General features: G+C 42.3%; 15 protein-coding genes. 5 read left to right on the forward strand and 10 right to left on the reverse strand.

Annotation, left to right across the window (positions count from 1 at the left end):
* Positions 1-2 precede the first annotated feature (2 nt).
* Genes FA047_RS00415 through FA047_RS00425 form a run of 3 tightly spaced genes read left to right on the forward strand, consistent with a single transcriptional unit; the run spans position 3 to position 3,898 of the window.
* Positions 3-1,550 carry a PKD-like family lipoprotein gene (locus tag FA047_RS00415; RefSeq protein ID WP_136834020.1) on the forward strand — a complete coding sequence of 516 codons (1,548 nt, stop codon included), beginning with the start codon at positions 3-5 and terminating at the stop codon, positions 1,548-1,550.
* Positions 1,551-1,560: 10 nt separating this feature from the next.
* Complete coding sequence (locus FA047_RS00420; protein ID WP_136834021.1) at positions 1,561-2,715, forward strand: peroxiredoxin family protein; 1,155 nt, start codon at positions 1,561-1,563, stop codon at positions 2,713-2,715.
* 1 nt (position 2,716) lies between these two features.
* Positions 2,717-3,898, forward strand: coding sequence for a TlpA family protein disulfide reductase (locus tag FA047_RS00425; RefSeq protein WP_136834022.1), 1,182 nt, complete (start codon positions 2,717-2,719; stop codon positions 3,896-3,898).
* Positions 3,899-4,005: 107 nt separating this feature from the next.
* Here the strand turns inward: FA047_RS00425 and FA047_RS00430 are convergent, their stop codons facing one another.
* A complete protein-coding gene (locus FA047_RS00430; protein WP_136834023.1) occupies positions 4,006-6,261 on the reverse strand; it encodes a glycosyl hydrolase family 95 catalytic domain-containing protein in 2,256 nt (751 codons plus the stop codon).
* A gap of 162 nt (positions 6,262-6,423) precedes the next feature.
* Here FA047_RS00430 and FA047_RS00435 point away from each other — a divergent pair, with 162 nt between their 5' ends.
* Positions 6,424-7,296, forward strand: a complete 873-nt coding sequence (locus FA047_RS00435; RefSeq protein WP_136834024.1) for an AraC family transcriptional regulator — start codon at positions 6,424-6,426, stop codon at positions 7,294-7,296.
* Positions 7,297-7,328: 32 nt separating this feature from the next.
* Here the strand turns inward: FA047_RS00435 and FA047_RS00440 are convergent, their stop codons facing one another.
* Complete coding sequence (locus FA047_RS00440; protein ID WP_136834025.1) at positions 7,329-8,339, reverse strand: zinc-binding alcohol dehydrogenase family protein; 1,011 nt, start codon at positions 8,337-8,339, stop codon at positions 7,329-7,331.
* A 109-nt stretch (positions 8,340-8,448) separates the two neighbouring features.
* Entirely contained in the window at positions 8,449-9,528 is a 1,080-nt protein-coding gene (locus FA047_RS00445; RefSeq protein WP_136834026.1) for a TlpA disulfide reductase family protein, read from the reverse strand.
* 416 nt (positions 9,529-9,944) lie between these two features.
* Here FA047_RS00445 and FA047_RS20735 point away from each other — a divergent pair, with 416 nt between their 5' ends.
* A complete protein-coding gene (locus tag FA047_RS20735; protein ID WP_225872592.1) occupies positions 9,945-10,274 on the forward strand; it encodes an ORF6N domain-containing protein in 330 nt (109 codons plus the stop codon).
* 329 nt (positions 10,275-10,603) lie between these two features.
* On the opposite strand, the gene FA047_RS00455 is transcribed toward FA047_RS20735, so the two are convergent.
* The 7 genes from FA047_RS00455 to FA047_RS00485 all read right to left on the reverse strand — a co-directional run bounded on the left by FA047_RS00455 (position 10,604) and on the right by FA047_RS00485 (position 21,022).
* On the reverse strand, positions 10,604-11,797 hold the full coding sequence (locus FA047_RS00455) for a TlpA disulfide reductase family protein (RefSeq protein WP_136834027.1): 1,194 nt from the start codon (positions 11,795-11,797) through the stop codon (positions 10,604-10,606).
* A 3-nt stretch (positions 11,798-11,800) separates the two neighbouring features.
* The gene (locus FA047_RS00460; RefSeq protein ID WP_136834028.1) at positions 11,801-13,312 is read right to left on the reverse strand and encodes a PKD-like family lipoprotein; all 1,512 of its coding nucleotides are present in this window, start codon (positions 13,310-13,312) and stop codon (positions 11,801-11,803) included.
* Between the two features lie 5 nt (positions 13,313-13,317).
* Entirely contained in the window at positions 13,318-14,112 is a 795-nt protein-coding gene (locus FA047_RS00465) for a DUF4843 domain-containing protein (RefSeq protein WP_136834029.1), read from the reverse strand.
* A 36-nt stretch (positions 14,113-14,148) separates the two neighbouring features.
* Entirely contained in the window at positions 14,149-15,567 is a 1,419-nt protein-coding gene (locus tag FA047_RS00470) for a RagB/SusD family nutrient uptake outer membrane protein (protein ID WP_136834030.1), read from the reverse strand.
* Between the two features lie 16 nt (positions 15,568-15,583).
* Positions 15,584-18,964 (reverse strand): SusC/RagA family TonB-linked outer membrane protein, encoded by a 3,381-nt coding sequence (locus FA047_RS00475; protein WP_169304286.1) that lies wholly within the window; start codon positions 18,962-18,964, stop codon positions 15,584-15,586.
* Between the two features lie 193 nt (positions 18,965-19,157).
* Entirely contained in the window at positions 19,158-20,378 is a 1,221-nt protein-coding gene (locus FA047_RS00480; RefSeq protein WP_225872593.1) for a FecR family protein, read from the reverse strand.
* Positions 20,379-20,443: 65 nt separating this feature from the next.
* Positions 20,444-21,022: an RNA polymerase sigma factor gene (locus tag FA047_RS00485; protein ID WP_136834032.1), complete on the reverse strand. Its 579-nt coding sequence runs from the start codon at positions 21,020-21,022 to the stop codon at positions 20,444-20,446.
* Positions 21,023-21,129 lie beyond the last annotated feature (107 nt).

The following is a 21,129-nucleotide window of genomic DNA, read 5'->3' on the forward strand; positions in this document are numbered from 1 at the left end:
TCATGAACAGCAATAAATTTATAAAATTCCTGATGCTATTGGTCGGGACAGCCGTTATAGCATCCTGTAGCAAGGATAAGGGCAACTACGATTATAAGGCTCTTGATGCAGTAACTATAAACCTTGAAAATGTACCGCAAACCTATTCTGTTGTGCGGTTCAACGGCATCAACATCACGCCAAAAATTACTTACAAAGGCGAAGTCGTTAATATGGAGAAGCCTCAGTTTCCAGAATTGAAATTTGTTTGGGAAATGTATCCGACGGGTCGTGATGTAGTAGAACGTCATACGTTATCAGAGATGCCCAACCTCAATGTCAATCTCAGCCAACGTGAACTATCCTGGGAAATACTATATACAATCACCAATGCCAATACAGGGGTAAAAACATTTGCCAAATTTGCTGTAAATATAACATCTGCACTGGCGGAAGGCTGGATGGTGCTTTATGAACGTAATGGCAATACCGATGTAGGCTTAATTACCAACAATGAGATTTCTAAGAGCCAAGTAGCTGAAAAGTTATTTTTAGATATCTATAGCGCCTCAAATGGAGGGCCTATGAAAGGTACGCCAGGCTCTATTCTATATTCATATGCCAATCTGAACGCAAGAAAGATTTACGTCCAAAGTAGTCAGGGATTGTCAATGGTAAACCAGAATACCTTTGCCAAGGTGTTTGATTTTAACCAGGGATTATTCTGGAGCAAACCTTCTGTGACAGCTCCGCTGCTGTTTAGATCTACAGATTCAAGAAAAGAATGGCTGATCAATAATAACAGGGTGCATACGATTGATTATACGACACTTGTTCAGGGCGATAGGGCTTTTAGTGATCCACTTGGGGGGACTTACGGCACCCTCGCACCCTGGATGGCTACTTCTCCGGCACCTCTGGATGGAGTTTTTTATGATCAGACGAATAAGAAGTTTATGAAAATAATTGTCCGGGGAACGGATGTAGTTCCTTTTACCAGTCCCCAGACAACTGCCCCCTTTGATGTGAATAATGTTGGAATGGAACTCCTGATGGGTGATATGGGCTGGAACAACTGGGAATACATGGTGATGAAGGACAATGCAGGAAAACACTGGTTGTTGAGTGCCAACTTCAAAGGCGGAGACGTAGTTGGTGTTAACATTGGCAGGGGCAAATATGATATGAGTGCTTGTCCGGAAATCGCAAATATTAATGCCGTGACTGCGGGTTATCTGGGTGAAATATTTTATTACAGTGCAAATAACAGCGTGTATCAGTTTAGATACACCCAGGGCACTACCGCACAAGCCTGGACGGCTCCTGCAGGTGAAGTGGTGACAAATATCTCTCTGCAAAAGTATTACAATTCCAATCGCGCAGCCGGAGTGTTGTTCGATCCTAAAAACAATTGTAAGATCTTATACGTCGCTACTTACAATGAGGGCACTAAAACAGGAACCGTTTATCAGATGGGCGTAAATGAGACCAGTGGTGCTATCCTTCCGGGAACAGAAAAGAAATATACAGGATTTGGTAAAATCAAAGCCATGTCGTGGAAAATTAATTAAATACTAAAAAATGAAACAGAAAATCACATTTACTATGTTATTGCTCGGTGCCGTGCTATCGGTACAGGCACAAAACTACACGATCAAAGGGAAACTTGCCGGTCAGGGCAATCTGAAAATATCCGTAAAAGGCATTGATGGCGAGGTTGCTACGGAAGCGCAAAATGATGCCTTTGAACTCAACGGAAAAGCAGGTAAAGAGCCTTTTGTAACGAGTATGAGCACCGGTGTTGATCGTAATATCTACCTGGGTGCCGGCAAAACCGGAATGTACACACCTCCAATGCCATTGGAAATTGTGCTGACCGAAGGTGCAAACATCACTATCAGCGGTTCAGCTCAGGACCTGAACCTGGCCTCAGTAACCGGAGATCCATATAACGATAGCTTCACCAAGTACCGCAACGCAATCGGAAAAGACCTTAAGGAAATGCGTGAACTGCAAAAGTTAATGGCAGAAATGCGTACAATGGGTGTGAAAGAAGAGCTTGAGGGAGTTGCAAAAAAAATGATGGCAAACAGAACTGCACTCGCCGCTGCGCGCAGGCAGTTCATTAAGGAAAATCCAAATGAGTTTGCCAGTCTTTATTTTCTGTTTACTGCCTCAAGGGAATACAAAACAGATGAGCTGGAGACATCTTTTAACGCACTGGGGGATACCTATAAAAGCACACGCTATGGCAAGAACCTTGCGGAAAAAATTGCAGCTGGTAAAATTCAGCAGGCAGGGGGACCCGCACCTGATTTTACCAAGCCTGATGTGAACGGTAAACCAGTGAGTTTGTCGCAATTCAGGGGCAAGTATGTTTTGTTGGATTTCTGGGGCAGCTGGTGTGGACCATGCCGCGCGGCAAATCCTCATTTAAAAGAACTGTATGCAACCTACAAGGCTAAAGGCTTCGAAATTCTGGGTGTGTCAAGTGAAAAAGTAAGCGGACAGGCTCAGGCAGAAAAAATGTGGAAGGAAGCCATTGAAAAAGATGGACTGACCTGGACCAACGTGCTGAATAATGAAACCAATATGAAGCAGGATGTAGTGGCACTGTATAACATCGAGGGATATCCAACACAAATCCTGCTGGATAAAGAGGGGAAAGTAATCGCTAAATGGCTCGGAGCAAGTAAAGAGCTTGATGCTAAATTGAAGGAAATTTTTAAGAATTAATATGGAATATAAAAATACGGCCTTTGCACTGGCATTGTGTCTGCTGGGCAGCACTGCATTGCAAGTATCTGCACAGGTAAAGAAAGGCATCGTGATCAAAGGAAGGGTAGCTTTTCAGAATCCCGAAATCCTAAAAAAATACAATAAGGTATGGCTGTACACGGGCATCGGTAAAGGGAGAAAGTTGGCGGACTCCGCTACGGTAAACACCGATGGTAGTTTCAGCTTTGCAGTGAAAGCTGCGGCGCCAGGTTTGTATCAACTGGATATCCTGAAATGGCAGACCGCTACGTTCTGGACAGATCAGGATGTAAATATCAGTGCCAGAGGTTATGATACATCAGCAGTAAAGTTGAAGAACTCAGGTTATGTGGCTGTAGACAGTAAGTCGGCGGCTACACAACTGATCAACACCGCCACTTATAACCAATACCTGGCTGAACAGGAAATGAACATACTAAGTGCAGAAAGTCTCGCAGCTCAGCAGTACCGCAGCAAAGACAGTACCTGGCTTACGCACCTTAGAGCCAACGGTTTGATCAGGCGTAAAGCAGATTTCGAATCGCTGCGGTTAAAACAGCTCATCAAAACCAATCAGAATAGTCCTGCACTGGTTTACCTTTTGAGTATGCTTCCCGCTGAACGGGAAGAAGCCTATTTTGCTGCGGAACTGGAGAAATTAATTACACGATATCCCGGCCTTGCCGAAGCAAGGCAGCTGAAATCTGATTATATGGCGCAAGCGGCATTGAGAAATTCGCTGAAGAAAGGTAGCCCGATTCCGCAGATTGCGTACAATGATCCGGAGGGTAATAAAATTGACATCAATAGTTTCAAAGGAAAATACGTCCTGGTAGATTTCTGGGCAAGTTGGTGCGGACCGTGCAGGAAATCTATTCCAGAAATTAAAGCTTTATATGGCAAGTACAAAGACAAAGGTTTTGAGGTGTTGAGTATTTCTGTGGATACCGATGTAGCGGCCTGGAAAAAAGCTATGCATGAAGAAGCGATGCCATGGTCGCAGGTATTGAGTCCTGACAAAAACAAAACGATGGCTGATTTTATGATATCAGGGATTCCTACGCTTTATCTGGTAGATAGAGAAGGGAAAATCGTAGATAAATTTGTAGGTTTTAGTCCCAGTGCGAAAAGTAAGCTGGAACAAACCATCAGTAAATTATAGTACGGCAGTTCATTCAAAAAGAGAGGCTGTTTGAAAAGGTACACTCGTGATAGTCAAATCGCAAAATATACCCTTTCAAACAGCCTCTTTTTTACTATTACTACTGATTAATTAGCCCCATTTACAAAATCAACAGTCTCACCTTTTTTCATGTTAAGGGAAGTAATTCCATTAACAGTGGATGGTTTTATGATGACCCCTTTCTGGTTTTTAGCAATCAGATTTTCAAATGGTAACCTGATATTGAGTTTGCCACCCTGTTCTGAAGTAACTTTAACTTTTTGAGGTGTTCCGTTTACTTTAGAAGCGCTGATCAAAAATGCACCTTCACTTCGCAAATTGCTGAATGAAACATCCTTCCAACTCTCCGGTAGAGCAGGAAAAACCTGCACATAGTTTGTTCTGCTTTGTAAAAGCAATTCGTTTACCCCCTGGGCAAAAGCAAAGTTCCCTTCCAAAGTAAACGGTCTGTAGGTAAAACCAGAATACTGTCCGCCTTTCTGATCCCCATTCAGGTGAAAGCTATTGGGTGAGCAAAAGTTAGATGCAAAAATCTGCAGTTGTTTTACAGCTTTGTCGGCCTCATAAGCACGTGCATATAAAGAAGCCATCCAGCTGAAGGAATAACCACACCAAGCCCTCGTTCCTTTTTCTTCCAGTCGTTTAAAGGAATTGTCTATCACAACCTTGTCTTCAGATTTGTTGGCATCAAGTATAGCAAGAGGATAGATGGCCATGTATTGCGACATGTGTCGGTGGGAATCATTTAAATCCTGACCGGGAGCAATGGTTAGTCCGGCTCCGTTGCTTTCCAGTTCCGGCAGTTGTTTGTATAAACCCAGCCAGTGTTCCTGCTCCGTTTTCAGTCCCTTGGCCAGGCTGACTTCCGCTGCGGCTTTGAAAAGGAATTTTGCCAGGCCAAGATCAAAATTACTCCAGTCTAAAAACCATGCGTTAATGTTGTTGTCGTGATACTCAGGGCTGGAGCTCAACGGTAATTTACGAACGCCTTTTTCCATTCTGGTAATGTTTTCCAGAAATAATGCACTTTGAGTAATGTAAGGATAAGCCCTTTCAGTCAGGAATTTTTTATCCATGCTGTATTTCCATTGCCAGTAAAAATGCTGGGCACACCATGCATTTACCATCGGCGACATAGAATATTGAATCCATCCTCCCATCGGATAACCGCTTAATGTAACTACGCCCGGTACGTTCAGTCCCTCTACACCGAAATAACTTTTCGTGTATTTTTTACTTTCAGCCTTTATATTCCAAAGCCAGTCGGTAAAAGTTTCTCCCTCTGCGAGGTGGTTTGAAGTATAAGCCGGCCAGTAACTCAATTGCGTATTTAAATCGTTGTGAAAATCTCCTTTCCAGGGTGGCAAGCTGCCATTATCGGCCGTCCACACGGCTTGCAGTGTAATTGCAGGGGCGCCTTTACGGGCAACGGAACCTAACTTATACTGTTCCATGTAGTATTGTTTCTGAATGGATTTGTCGGGCACAGAAATTGCCGACTGATTCCAGAAATTTGCCCACCAGTTGGTATGGCTTTTCAGTAGAATGTTTTCCTGAGCGGCCGAAATTGCCGTTAAGGCTGCAGGCTGGTTATTGCTCACCGTCCATGTGCCTGAAATTTTATTGCCCGATTTTGTCCAGCTGATCAGGATCTCATAATAGTGACCATCATAGGTTGGTTGCTTATATCTAATGGATTTTGAATCTTTAGTAACTGCTCCCTTGGCGTAGCCCAGCTTTTGCAAGCCCTCGCCGGCATGACTATTATCACCTGCTATCTTTTCATTTCCTGCATAATTGTGTACAATAAGCTCCGGCAGTACCGATGAATTCTTTAAGTTTTCGAAAGTAAAGATTCCCTGGTTTTGCTTTGCATGGATATAGCATCTGAACAAGGTGCCATCTTCAAATTTCACCGTATTGATTGCTGTTTTGATGTCGAGAACATTGGAGATGACCTTGCCAAAAGAAGAAATGTTGAACTCCATAGCACCCGCAGGGAGCTTGGTAGGATAGGTCTGTCTGTTATAAGGCTCATCTAATGTTTGCTGAACAATGCGGTAATCCTTTTTGAGTTTCTGCTGTTCAACCCATTTGAAATTATATTGCGACAGATCAGGTAATGCTTTGCGCTCGTCCCATAAATCTGCCCTGTCGAGTGAAAGTCTCAGATTGCCCTTTTTCTGCCAGACTAAAGCGCCGAGCATTCCGTTGCCTAAAGGCATAGCCTCATCCCATTTTGAGGCGAGAGATGGAAAGGAAAGATTGTATTCCGCGGAAACCTGGGCTGTAACCCGGCCGATGGAGGCAACCAGTAAAATTAAGATGATTATCTTTTTCATTTGTGTGTGTTTATAAATGGTTTATGAAAGTTAAAGGTCATCTACATTGGATGGTATTACTAAGGGTATATTCACCAGTATTTACTTTATATTAGCATAATTCTTTTGTCAATAGAAATATTCTAATAGTGTAGAGTAATAAACCTGGCCGTAAGCAATGTCATGAAAGCAATCAAAACAAGTATTTTAGAGGAATATGAGAATAAGATCTACACAACAAAAATCGTCAACAGGCCTACCTTTTCAACTGACTTTCACTTTCACGAGGAGTGCCAGCTCGTCTATGTCATAGAAAGTGAAGGGAAGCGAATAGTAGGGGATAGCGTAGAACATTTTGAAAGCGGCGAACTTATATTTTTAGGGCCAAATATTCCGCATGTCTGGCATAATGAAAAAGGCCGGTTGCCCAAAGACATTACAGAGATAAATGCCAGATCTATCTCCTTGTTTTTTAACCCTCAAAGACTGAACGATCTGTTGACTCAGTTTGGCGATTTCAAGAAATTTGAAGAGATCATTGTAAAGGCATGCAGGGGCATAAAATTCCATGGTGAAACCAAGACTGATCTAATAGACCTGGTTTATAAGATTGCGGAAGAAAAGGAAGATTTTTCCAAAATGATCCTCCTGATCAATATCTTAAAGATCCTGTCCAAAACCAGTGAATACGAATTCCTGGCTACTTCGGGATATGTCAATAATTACAAATTAAAGGACCGCGACAGAATGGATAAGGTATTTAAGTATGTGTTCGACAATTTTTCAACCGAAATGAATCTGGAAACCGTATCCAATCTGATTGGCATGAATAAGCAGGCCTTCTGCAGGTTCTTCAAGGAGCGGACTCAAAAGACTTTTATTGAATTCGTAAACGAAGTTAAAATAGCCCAGGCTTGTAAATTGATTGCCAACAAGGACATGCTGATCGGAAATGTGGCCCTTGAATGTGGATTTTACACCATCTCCAATTTCAACAAATTCTTTAAGTTGATGATGGGAATCACTCCAAGGCAATACAGGCAGCAACTGCTGTAGGTTCCGCGAAGCCCGGAGTGTTTAATCGCTATTTAGTATTTAATCACAATCTTTCCTATTGTTGATCCTGCTTCCAATTGCTGATGTGCCTTTTTCAGATTCTCAGCAGTTAAGCCATCCAGTGTTTGTTTTAGCGTTGTGCTTAGCACTCCCTCATCCAGAAGATCAGCTACCTTATTCAAAATGTTGTGCTGTTCAATCATGTCATCAGTCTGGTAAGTAGACCTAGTGTACATAAATTCCCAGGAGAAGCTTACACTTTTGCTTTTTAGCTTGTTGATCGCAACCGGATTGGCGGCACCGGTGATGGAAGCGATGCGACCCTGTGGTTTTATCAGTTCAGCCATGGTATCCCAGTACAGTCCGGTGTCTACAAAATCCAGGATAAAATCTACATACTGAAATCCAGCTTGGTGAACCTCATTTATCAGGTCTTTATGGTTTACCACATGATCTGCACCCTGCTGTTCGCACCAGGCCACAGTTTCCGGTCTGGAGGCCGTTGCAATTACCCTAAGACCGGCTACCTTTTTAGCGATTTGAATGGCTATAGAACCCATGCCGCCAGCGCCACCGATAATTAAAACAGTTTTGCCTTTATCTTTTTCATTGATGCGCATACGGTCAAACAAAATTTCCCAGGCCGTAAGTGCCGTAAGGGGAATAGCAGCGGCCGCTTCCGCGCTCAGCGATTTTGGTTTTTTACCGGTAATGCGCTCGTCTATCAATTGGTATTCAGCATTGCATCCATCCCGTGTAATGTCTCCGGCGTAATACACTTCATCACCAACCTTAAACAGGCTTACTTCTTCACCTACAGCTTCTACGATGCCTACAGCATCCGATCCAATGATCTTTGGTGTCTCTAAAGAAACGTCTTTGGCGCTGTTCTGACGCACTTTAAAATCAACAGGGTTAACAGATATCGCCGCTATCTTTACCAGCAAATCTCTGCCTGACGGACTAGGCTTCTCTGTCTCAAATTCGATTAGACTGTCTGCAGCTGTTATGGGTAGTGATGTTCTGAATCCTATTGCTTTCATTTTTTCTGACTTAAAAAACCTTAACAAATATATTAGCCTGGCCATGAACAGACGCGTTGTTTTTTATGGTTTTTTTGTAAAGTTTTTCTGTGCGGTTTTCAAGGGACTCTTACAAACCTGTAAGATATTCTTCCAGTGCTTTTAAACCTTTTTCTTCGCTAAAGCCAGTTGTCCTGTATACGATTTTACCCTCTTTGTTGATCAATACAAGCGTAGGGGCGGCATTCACATTGTAAATCAAATTAATTGGCCAGTTGTCTTGGGATTTAGAAATCTCCTTGTGATTGATGTTCCGCCATATACCAGTCCCTTCTTTTTTAATGGCGTTTTCCCATGTTTTTCTATCACTACCGTTATATGAAACCCCGATGACCTCAAGCCCTTTATTCTTATAATTTTCATAAATATGCTTTATTTGAGGGTTTTGTTCATTGCAAGGAATGCATCCCGGATACCAAAACTTTAATAAAACGTATTTTTTGCCTTTAAAATCCTTTAAACTGATCATTTCCCCATTTAAATCTTTTGCAGTGAAATCTGCCGCAATATCACCTACTTTAGCAAGTTGACCAGATTTCAACTGTCTGGCAATAGATAATCCAAGCGAACTTTGTTGTATGCCCGAAGACAAATTTCCGAAAAGCATTTTCAGGGAATCTTCAGGCACATTTGCATAAAAGAATAAAAGTAAAGGGCTGATAAAAGAATTGGGATGACTGGTGATATAATTCAGTCTGATTTGTTTTGCCTTATCTGATCCCATTGATTCTATCTGCGTGTTCAATTTGTCGTATTCAATCTGGGTCTTAGATCCTTTAAGTATGGCATGGCCAAAGTCATCTTTAGTTAAACTTATTTCCATATCGCCAGGTTCAATAAATATCCGGGTATTGTTAGGATGGTCCATGGAATTATTTTTTAAATTACACCTTAGTCTGGCCACCGTCGGCTGATTGATTACGCCTTCGAACTTGAAATTTCCTTTATTCAGTAACACAGTATCCATAACAGATTTTTGCATGGCATTCGTGTACGCTAAGATCAATCTGCCAGTATCCAAGCCGGTTATTTTTCCGGTAAGTGAGAATTTCTTGCCAGCTTGCGGGAATTCAACTTTTCCGCCATTGTCCTGCGCAAGCAAAATTGCCGGAAAAACCGAAAGTAATAAAATGAATATGTTTTTTAGCATAACGCCTTGGATTTAAGATAACCTAAATATACAAATCAAAAGAAGATTTTACATTGGGTAGGTTCAACTACTCGACTGGTAGTAGACTGATTCAAGACTGATAGGGGATTGTTTCACAAAACAGGTACCCTTTTGCGAAGCAGACCCTAAGCAGGCCTTAATCTATTACGAAGCTGGAAGTGGAGGGTCTGTTTACACTATCTGCTGGAACTAGTCATCTTTTCTTGAAGAAAATGAAATCGCATTTGGCTTTTATAAAATATCTGAATGAAGTTGCTGACATGCAAATATAAGATGTTAGAATTCCAGATTTTTCTTCAGAAAACTGATTTTAAAGACAAAACATTTCTTTTTAGTTAATTTATGGATTCTTTTTATCTTTACAGTCAGGATAATTAAGAAGATAAAAGAACCTCATGACGAAAGAAACTGTAATCCCAGACGAAACTGTATTAAGCAAAATTTATCAAATACGAGGTCAGAAGGTGATGCTGGACAGAGATCTAGCCGAACTTTATGGTGTGGAAACAAAGCGGTTAAAAGAGCAGGTCCGAAGAAATACAGAACGATTTCCTACACAGTATGTGTTTGTGCTAACATGGGAGGAGTCGGATTCTTTAAGGACGCAAAATGCGTCCTTAAAGAAAAGGGGTGCTCATAGCAAGTATGCTATAAGTGCGTTTACTGAACATGGCATTCTTCAGCTATCTAACGTGTTAAAAAGTCAGAGTGCTATTGTGAAATAAGCTTTAGAATTATAGATGTATTTGTTAAGGTGCGTGAAGTAATGATTGACAATATAGAGGTGAGGCTTGAAATCGAGAAAATCAAACTTATACTTAATAATCAAGGTAAGAATATGGAAATAGTATTTCAATATTTAGATGAATTACAAACTAAAGTAGATCATTTGAGCCCCGTTTTAAACCAGAAAAGAAAACAAATAGGATATAAAATTAAACAATCAAAATAATGGGAACATATTTAAGTAATAGGAGAACTACACGATAGAAATGGCAGTATAGCTCTAAAAAAAGGCTCCTGAAATTCTCAGGAGCCTTTTTAACTATAAATACTAATGAAGCTTGGCTTCCAATAATTTATCCAGTTCTTCCTGGCTTTTCATTCCGCTGCCCACAAGGCGCTTAATGATGCGGCCATCTTTGTCGATCAAAACTTTTGTAGGAAATGCAGACACACTATACTTGCTCAGCACTCCATCTGCTTTATCGCCTTTGCTTTTATCATTCAGCACATTTACCCAGTCCATTTTATCTTCATCCATTGCAGTAACCCACTTTTTGTAATTTTCATCCTGGTTATTGCTCAGCTCATTGGAAACACCGAAAATCTCGAATCCTTTGGACTTATATTCCGCATAGAGCTTTTTAAGATGTGGGTGAGTGGCTCTGCATGGACCGCACCAGCTTCCCCAGAAATCGAGGAGGATCAATTTTCCTTTCATAGAAGACAGACTGATCTCCTTCCCATTTTTATCTTTCAATGTAAAGTCAGGTGCTGCTGCACCCAAGGCTGTTATTTTAGATTGCACAATGCGTTTCGCATAAGCCTGCCCCTCCGGAGAGGCTTTGATAGCAGGTTGCACCTTACTAAAAAATGGCTCTACTTCAGCTGGTTCCAATATGGTACGGGTATATTCGTGGAGCAATTCCATTACAGTACCCGACTGCACATGGCTAAACAGGTATGCTTTTTTAACAGAATCTATCTGGTCCTGAATTTTATAGCTCTTCTTAGTATAGTTAGCTATTGCTAAACTGTCCTTGTTTTTATATGCAGGGGAGCCTTCTTCTTTATAGATCTTACTGCTTGCTGCATAATATGCGGCCAGTTTCGCAGACAGTTCCTGTCTGTCATCATCCGCTTTAGAGCCCTTAACAATTGTGCTGTTTAGTTTCTCAGCTGCACTTGCGATAAGCTTTCCTTTGTCGATGTAGAATTCGTGCGCATAATCTTTAAGGATACGCGTGCTTGCATGGTATTTTTCTACACTATCCGCAACTTTCAGTTGAATGATGGCTTTAACAGGGTAGGAGATCTGGCCTTTAAATGTATAGCTGCCATTGATCAATTTTGCACTGTCTTTAATCTCTTTGCCATTTTGTTTAAATTTCAGATAGATGGTATTATCTACCACACGCTGATAATCTGCAACTTTTCCGCTTAGTGTAAAAGGATTGCCAGTCTGTGCTGCTCCCAATAATGGAGCGAGCACAAGAGCAATTGAAAGCATATGTCTGTTATTCATAGGTTATCTTTTTTCTTTGTAGAACATGCTGGTTATTTTTCCGAAGCCGCCGTAAGTTTTTACAGGGCTACCCAGATCGCCTGTAGCCGCAACGTCGAATTCCTTGATTTTTCCTTCAGTTCCGTTATAGGTTGCGATGTAAATTTTATCCAGTGTCCGTTGAACCCTGTATTCGGTCTCATAGGCCGGAACACGACCTACTGCAAACTTCACATCTGTGATTTGTTCGCCTGCGGAAAATGTGTAGACCAGTCTGGCAACATTGGCAGTGTAGTCATAAAGGTATACGCGGTTGTCTGCCACATAATAGATCTGCGGAAGTTTCGTCGAGCCGGCAAAGATCGTTGCCTGGTTCAACTCCGGAGCAGATGTGATTTCCTGGTAGAGCGTTGCAGCTTTCTGCGTAGAAATCGGGAACATCTGGTAGAAATACATTTTGCCCACCGCATCTTTCATCATCCAGTTGTAATAGGCATATTGGTTAGAATAATACCCGTATACACACTGTTTTTTGATGTTGTTCGGGTCAAATGCACCCGGGTTGGTCATGTCGGTACTGTAGGTATTGAATGAGCCTACGTTAAAACCAGCGAACCATAGAAAACGTCCATTTTTCTGATCGTAAGTAATCAGATAGGTTTGTGAAGGGATATTTTGTCTGCCTCCTGCGGTGGTGGTGATGATGTAAGGTGCCAGTTCGTAATCGCCAAGCAATGCACCCTGGAATAAAGGCGTTGAAGTTCCCCCTGTGCTAAACTGGAGTTTGCCGTTTACAATCGCATAAACAGGATCGCCACTTGACATCCCTGTAATGTCTGAAAGTTGTACAGCACCCTGCGGTGGCGTTACCAGCAAATTAGAGAAAGGCCCGATTTCCTTATACGTTTCAGGATCTAATTCCACTGTGTTTTTCCCTGGTGAGGAAATAAAAATAGAAACAGGTTTCTGTATATCCAGTCCGCGCTTATAGAAAAATCCTACCAGCTTACTTGCAGGTGTGCTGATGTGACTGCCACCATTGGCCTCACTATACAGGTTTTTAAAGATCTCTCCGTTCAATGAAATGTGGCTAATGTCTCCACCCGTAGCTTTTTCATCCAGCACCAGCAAGCCGCTTGAGTATTTAGAGGTGATGGTCATGTGGCGCTGCTGTGTAGATGTGATGCCTGTTGCAGCGTCAGTCACTACATACATCAGTGTGTACCCACCTATCGGTGCGGTTATTTTTATGTCCAGATCTTTTTTGTCTGAAAGTTCAATTGCCGCCGTGTAATTATCTCCATACATGTACCAGCGGTATTTATATGTCCCACTGGTTACATTCTCCTGCTTCACCGCGGGCGTGAGTTTTAAAACATCACCGCTTAGAATTTCGATTTCTTTGCCGTCATTTAGCGGATCAACTATAATTTCGTTGATGGGTTTCAAATCGTAGTTTCCTTTGTCTTTGGTGCAGCTGAATAGCGCCAGGCAAATGACAAAGATGAACGATACAGCTTTTATAAATGTTTTCATTGTTTTTAAATTTTAGGAAAGGTTACCTGATTGCCTGTCTCATCTATCATCGGCCCGTTTATTTTCTCGTATTCATACAAAGCGGTGATCACCTTGGTGTAGTAGACCTGCAATTGTGCCGAAGTAGGTGCATCGGCTCCGTATCTGGCCCTGTCGCCCCATACTGTTCTGCCGGTTACTTCAATGATGAACTTAAATTTTACTGCACTGTAAGCGCCGAAATAATACTTAAACCAACTGCCCGAACCATCCCAGGTATCGGGTTTTAAAATCTGATCTGTCAGTTTAATCAGATAACCCGGTTTGTAAGTGGCAGAGGGCTCTCCGTTGAAAGTACTGTTCGTTTTTGTGTTCGCTATTGCCAGCGGAAACTCCGCATTGGGTACAATTTCAAGGTAAATCCGCAGTTGCTTGGTTTTCTGGTCTGGAGTTCTTTTAACCAGTATAGCAGCGCGCGCCGTTAGTTCATTTGCTTTAACTACTGTTGGCAGTATCTGATAATGTGTTCCTGCTGTAGCGTTTGTTTTTGCAGCATTGGCTTCCAGTGGTACGATGCGGTCTGTACCTGACAGCTCTCCTGAAATTTTTACAGGAATGTAGATCGTGTCCAGCATTAAAGTGGCGGATTTTTCAGCAAAAGAATATGCTGTACTATCTCTGGCAGTTAGTTTTTCTTTATCAATATAAATTCCCGGCATGTTTTTATAAACCAGTTCTTTACTGCAGGATGTGATACCAATAACCAGTGTGGCAAGGCACAGCAGGCAATTGATTTTATGACTTTTAATTATAGTTTTCATCTACAAATAATTTAGATTTTAATAATTAGGAGAATTTTACCTGTTGCCAAATTCGATTTCATTATCAGGCAATGGGAATACATAGGTCTGTGCCGTCATTGCTACTGCTGATCTCGGGACAGGAAGTACCGACAATCGTTTGTAATAGAAAAACAATTGTCCTTCGGCATAAAACTCTTTATTGTATTCCTTTGCAATTTCCTGCATGCGCGTGATCTCCGTAAGCGGGGTTACAATTGTCGCAAGTGCCCTTTGAGTCCGCATTTTGTTCAGCAGTTCCAGCGCCTCGTTCAGGTCTGGCGTGGCTTCTGCGGCGATGTAGTACATTTCCGAAAGCCTGATCAATGGTATCTGATTGCTGAGCTGCAGGTTGGTGATACCATCCTGCCAGAACTTGGTGCTGTAGGAATATCCGTTGGATGTTTTGATGTTATACAGGTAGCGGTAATCGGTAGATCCTCCCGTAGCCACATCAAACAGGGTATTCATGGTTGCACTCGTCAGGTAAAAAGTCTGGGACTGGAAACTTGTATTTCCGTCCAGGCGGAACCGTATGTCGACAAGCGCCTTGGTTAAAGGTAAACTCAGGGCAAAGACATGTTCGGTAGAGAACGTGCGGTCCTGGTTTGAACTCAGGTTGAACGTGGCGCGGTCTACAAAAGGAAACTTGCCTGATCCAATTACTTCTTTAGCATACTGGTAAGCTTTTGCTTTATTTCCTGCATACAGGTAAATCCTAGCTTTCAGTGCTTTTACCGCCCAGTAGTTGAAGTGGTTACGTGTGTAATTCGTAAATTCATCTACGCCGTCTCCTGTATTGTATGCAATATCCTGATAGATTGAAAGCAGTTGCTCGGCCTCATCCAGATCTTTCAGACAAAGCTCTATTACCTGAGAGGTGCTACTCAACGGGGTCACCTGTTTGTCGAAGGTCTTGATGTAAGGAATTGCATTTACAGCGCCATTATTGGTTGGTACCGGACCAAACATACGAAGCAGATCAAAATGCATATATGCCCTTAATCCAAGTGCTTCACCTTTTACGAGGTTATAGTGGTTTTTAAAGAATACACCTTTTGCCTGATCTACATGAGTAAGGATGTTATTTACACCACCTATGGCTTTGTACATGTTGCCCCATATCGTTGCAATGCTTGCTTTTACTGTCGGCGCAGCATAATTGTACTTGGCATGTTCCAGTAAGGGATGGCCGGTAGAGGTGGTCTGGTAGTTCTGACCCATGGCACTAATTGTAGTCATGGTCAGGTTATCTGCGTAGAGTCCTGTACCCATTTGCAGGTAAGAACCCAGCAATGCCTGGTTAAAACCAGCTTCCGTGCTGAACATCTCGTCCTGCAATACCTGTGTTCCCGGCTTTACATCCAGCCATTTCTTGCACGAAGAGATTCCGGAAGCAAGGAGGCAGATTAATAAAATATATAAAGGCTTTTTCATAAAGCTATAGTTTTAATTAGAATATACTTGTGGATATGTTGAACGTGAAACTGTGTGCGAAAGGATAGTCCAGTCCGCGTTCTCTCCTGATGGTAGAGACCTGGAAAGGATTAGCGACATACAATTCCAGTCTTGTATTGGACAGTCTTGCCTGTTTCAGCCATTTCAGACTTTCCGGAAACTGGTAAGTAAAGGATACCCTGGAGGCTTCCAGCATGTACTCTTTTTGTACAAACCTTGAAGTTGCCAGCGTACTTTCCACTACTGCCTTACCATCTGCACTGCCTATAATACCTTTAAAGAAAGTCTGGTCGCCTGGTTTTTTCCATCTGTCGCTGGATACCCTGCGGTCTACGTTAAAAGTAATGTCAGCATTTTCTATACGGTCTACTAAAGTCTGGTTGTACAGATCGGCACCCATGCGGTACGACATGTAGATATTAAACCCGAACCCTTTATAATCCACACCTGTACTTATGGTGCCGGACACCCTAGCCCTGGTGTCACCAACGGCAACCTTATCATTTGAATTCCAAACATAAGTCGAGTTGCCATTTCTGTCGATGAAGATCTCCTGTCCATTTGCCGGATCAATACCTAAACTCTTTACTACATATAAGGCTGTCAGCGACTGACCTTCCTGGTAGTAGCTCTTCGGTTTTTTCCTGTTCGGATCATTTACCGTCTGATCAATTGTATTGACAGCGTCATTTAGCTTCCGCAGGGAGTTGGAGATTTTGGTGATGGTATTTGTATTCCCATATGCAGAAAGGCCTGCTCTCCAGTAAAAGTTGTCTTTAGGTTTTTGTATGATGTTTACATTCACATATCCCTGCCATCCAATATTTCTCAATGCACCTGCATTTTCTTTGTAGCTGCTGAAGCCCAATGAAGGAGGAGTGGTGATGTCGAGGATCAGGTCATTAGTTGTATTGTAATAAAAATCTCCTGACACGCTGATCCTGTTGTTCCATAAAGTAGCATCTACCCCGGCACTACGTTTTAAGCTTTTTTGCCATCCCAATGCCGAATTGCCATATCCAACAAGGTATGCACTCAACTGGTTCAGGTAAAACTGATCAGAATAATAATTGTAAGTACTTAAAGCCATGTAAGGAGGGAAGTTCTGGTCGCCGGTGGTACCCACAGAACCGCGGATCTTAAGGAAACTAACGAACTTCACATCTTCCATGAATTTCTCCCTGTGGATGTTCCAGCCTATACCTGCTGACCAGAAAGGCGCTACACTTCTGTCCTTGCCAAACTGCGAAGAGGCATCAAGACTGACAGAGAAATCCAAGAGGTATTTATTGTCGTAAGCATAGTTGGCATTCATCCTTCCGCTGATCAGGCGGCTGATGCCCTGACTTCCGGAAGGTCTGCTTGTACTTGGGTCATATTTGCTGGCAAAGATCAGTTCAGCTACTTTTTCATTCGGGAAGCCGATTACAGAAGTATTGTAACTCTGTTCTTTACCTTCATTGGCATTCATGCTTCCTGTAACGAAAACCAGATTTTTATTCCATGTTTTGCGGATGTCAAATCCAAAGTTGGCATCTATCAGATCAGTTTTACCAGTACTTTTATTATACCTGCCCCGCTCAGTAATAGGTAGGGATTCAAAAGCAGTGTTTCTGGCCGATAGATAATAATCTGAAGACGTATTGTTGTGCGTATAACCCACACCACCCATAAAACGCAGCCAATTCAATACAGACCATTCAAATCTGAAGTTGTTGGTAAAGCCCAATTGCTCGTTGAAATTCTTGCTCGGTAATACAGCATTGTAAAGCGGGTTTCCATAAGTGGCATAAAGTACGCCTGAGCTGTTTCTTCTCGGCTCACCAAGGAACCTGGCAAATTGCCCGTTTTCATCATATGGCGACCAATATTGGTTTAGCCTTGTATAATCGCCGAAACTGCCGTAAGGGCTGGTTGTTCCTTTTACATTGTTGATGCTCAGGTCATTTGCAAACAGCAGTTTTGAGTTGCGGTAGGTAAGCGTTACACCACCGCTGGTACGGTCACGGCCCGAACCTTTCATTACGGCCACATCATTCTGGCTGCTCAGGTTTAAAGCATACCTAACCACCTGATCACCACCTTCAAGATAAAGAGAATGACTATTGCCATAGCCGGTCTGCAAAGGCTGAGACAACCAATAAGTATCTACTCCGCTGGTTACTGCCTTCAATCGTTCATTGTATTCTGCATCACGCACGGTTTGCAGGTATGGCCATGTGCCGCTATCCTTATAGAAGCCAACTTCCTTTTCAAATGCCAGCTTTTCAGAAGCATTTAACAGGTCATAGCTGCTGAGGTCAGGCGCGGTTACCGTAATACCGCCTCTGTAAGAAATTCTTACGGTGCCTTCTTTAGGCTGACGCGTATCTATAACCACCACCCCGTTGCTGGCCCTTGAACCATAAATAGAAGTTGCTGCAGCATCTTTTAGGATGGTAATGCGTTCCACCCTGTTCATGTCCAGGTCAAAGATCCTTTGAAGGGTCACCTGAAACCCATCCAATACAAATAAAGGTGCATTGGGTTTATCACCGTATACATTTCTCAGCGTTGCAGAGGAGTTTGCGGAAGCATTCTGGTCAGGGAAATTATTTTGTCCCCTCAATTCTATATCTGGTAGTCTGTTTGGATCAGATCCCAGGTTGATGTCTTCGGGAAGTCTGAAAGAAGGATCAAGAATACTAATGGCAGCAAGGATATTATTTGGCGCCACTCTCTTTAATTCTTCTGCAGTAATGGTTTTAGCTGAACCTGTAAAGTTCTCTACAGGTCTTTTATAGATACCTGTCCGCACGACTACCTCGTCCAAAGAGTTATTCTGCAGGGTGAGTCTGATGACAATTTTCTTTGTTTTTGCATCTATTTTATAATCCCTGGAATCATAGCCTATATAATTGATACGTAATACTTTCACTGATTCAGGAACATTGATGGAGAACTTTCCATTCTGGTCTGTATAGGCTTTGATGTCGGTGCCTACAGCAAGGATTGTCGCATTTGCCAAAGGGATCTCCCCATCATCTGAAATTACCGTTCCTTCAATCACCCATGCGCGTTGTGTGGCAACCTGAGTACTCGGAACGATATTCTTGATGATAATCGTCTTCTCCTCCACGGTATAGGTAAGCGGTTGGTTTCCAAAGCATATCCGTAGCACTTCATTAATAGAAGCCTTTTTTACGCGAATGGTAACCGGGTCAGCCGATCTGATTAGCCTGGTATTGCCAATGAAATCATATCCTGTCTGATCCCTGATCGCTTTGATGATCTTTTCAAGAGGGGCAGCTTTTTCATTCAGGGTAATGGTCTGTGCATTGGTAGCAGCACTTACCTGAAGCAGGAATAAGGTAATTATGAGTACGGTCAATTTCATAATACGCAATAATTGGTTGTTTATATAGCTACCGTATCTCGGCCTATATAGATAGTAAAATTTCATACATTTGTTTAGTTGGGTTTGTTGAATCTTGTTTGCACATTATTTAATGGGACAATCCAATGTTTGCCGGTTTTCGATGGCTGTCGGAAACCGGCTTTTTTGTGATTGTCATTTTGAAAGTAAAGGTCTATTTCATCACGACAATCCTCCTTCCTTGTATTTTAAAGTGAACTTCTCCCGATTCTTCGAGTATGTTGATTAAGGCTGATAGATTTTTTGAGCGTGATAGCGCTCCAAGGAACGACACGCGAGGTAGCTTATCCTGATAAACAACTTCCACATCATACCATCGCGATACTTTGCGCATGATGCTTTCCAGACTTTCATCATTGAAAACGAAGAAGCCATTTTTCCAGGCGACTACATCTTCAGTATCAACTTTGATGACTTTGATGTCACCGTTGGTGGTCACTACAGATTGTTGGTTGGGGCGCAGTATTATGCTATTTGTCATCCCGAGTTCCGAGGGATCTGGATCCTTCGCATTCGCTCTGGATGACAAAACAGAAATCACACGCACTGATCCTTCCAGCAGCGTTGTCTTTGTACTACCCTCATCTGCATAACTGTTAATATTGAAATGCGTTCCCAGTACTTTTACCTCCTGTCCATTGGTTTTAACAATAAATGGATGAGCTTTATCTTTGGATATTTCAAAGTAGGCTTCGCCGCTCAGCTCAACTTTCCTTTCCTGAAAAGAAGAGAAAGTTGTTGGGAATTTAAGGCTGGAAGCAGCGTTAAGCACTACTATGGAACCATCCGGTAAGTTTACAATATGCTGGCCTCCCCGCGGGGTTTCTATGGTGTTGTATTCTGGTTTGGTCTCATGGCCCGTATTTTCTACGGTATAGATCAATTGTCCGTCTTTTGTTTTTGTGATGCGTACTCCGGCCTGTTTGGCAAGTTCCCCATTAACGGCATCTGTGAGGACAATACGCCTTCCATCGGCCAAAGTTAGTAAAGCCCTATTGCCTCCTGCCTTGACGTCATTGGCCGATACCGGATTTTCTGATTTGATTTTCGTAGGCTGGTTTGTTGTGTTAAAGAAATAAACGCCAAGTAAGATGATGGCTATTGCTGCTGCAATGGCTATTCTGAAAGTTTCTGAAGACCATAGCTTCACTTTCCTGACTGGAGTTGCCACCACACGTTCCTGCTGAATGGAATTCCAGATGAGCTGCCTGTCTTCTTCAAGTTCTGCTTCAGTCATCTCCATACGCTGTTCTTTATTGTATTGCTGATACCAGCTTTCCAGAAAAGCGACATCTTCAGCGCTTGCACCGCCTTTTTTATATCTATCCAGTAATTCGTGTAATGCTTTGTTTTCCATGCTATTGTACGAGGCCATTTGCGCTCATTAATAGTAAGGAAAGTAACTAAGCCCTAACAGGTAGAAGAAAATGAAAATAATTTTTATTTGTCCATGATGAACCACAAATAGACAACAACCCCGAGTTTTGTTTTTAATATTTTTATGGCGTTGGTTACTTGTTTGCTGACTGTTTGCTCAGATATATCCAGTTTTTCAGCAATTTCTTTGTGACTCAGGTTTTCTTTGCGGCTCATTTCAAAAACCTGGCGCATTTTAGGGGGGAGCAGCGCAATCTCCTGTTCTATAAACTCCCTGAGTTGTTTTTCTCTGATCAGATGATCCGTAACTACCTCTCCCCGCAGAGAAAAGGCTTTTAGCGAGTCAAAATATTTTTCCTGTACCTGTTTGTGCACCACTCTGTTTAATATGGCATTACGTACCGCGCCGTAGAGGTATCCTGACAGGCTGCTGGTAAAAGTAATCGTCTCTTTTTTTTGCCACAGATAAGTAAATACTTCCTGGATAATGTCTCTGGCTTCCTCTCTGTCGCGAAGCTTGTTTACGGCATGACTATGCAAAATATAGTTGTACCTGGCGAAGATCTCAGTGTATGCAACCTCATCACCCTGCTTTAGAAAAGCAGCCAGTTCCTGATCCGTATACATGCTGTAATCAGCCATTTCCATTTATCCCCTTGAATGTAAAGTTAGTGTTTTTTACAAAACAAACTTATGTATTATTTCCCAATGTGACTGCTATGTCTTCGCCCTGCGCTCGTATCACCTAG

It is taken from the genome of Pedobacter frigoris (assembly GCF_005116445.1).
Taxonomy (GTDB): domain Bacteria; phylum Bacteroidota; class Bacteroidia; order Sphingobacteriales; family Sphingobacteriaceae; genus Pedobacter; species Pedobacter frigoris.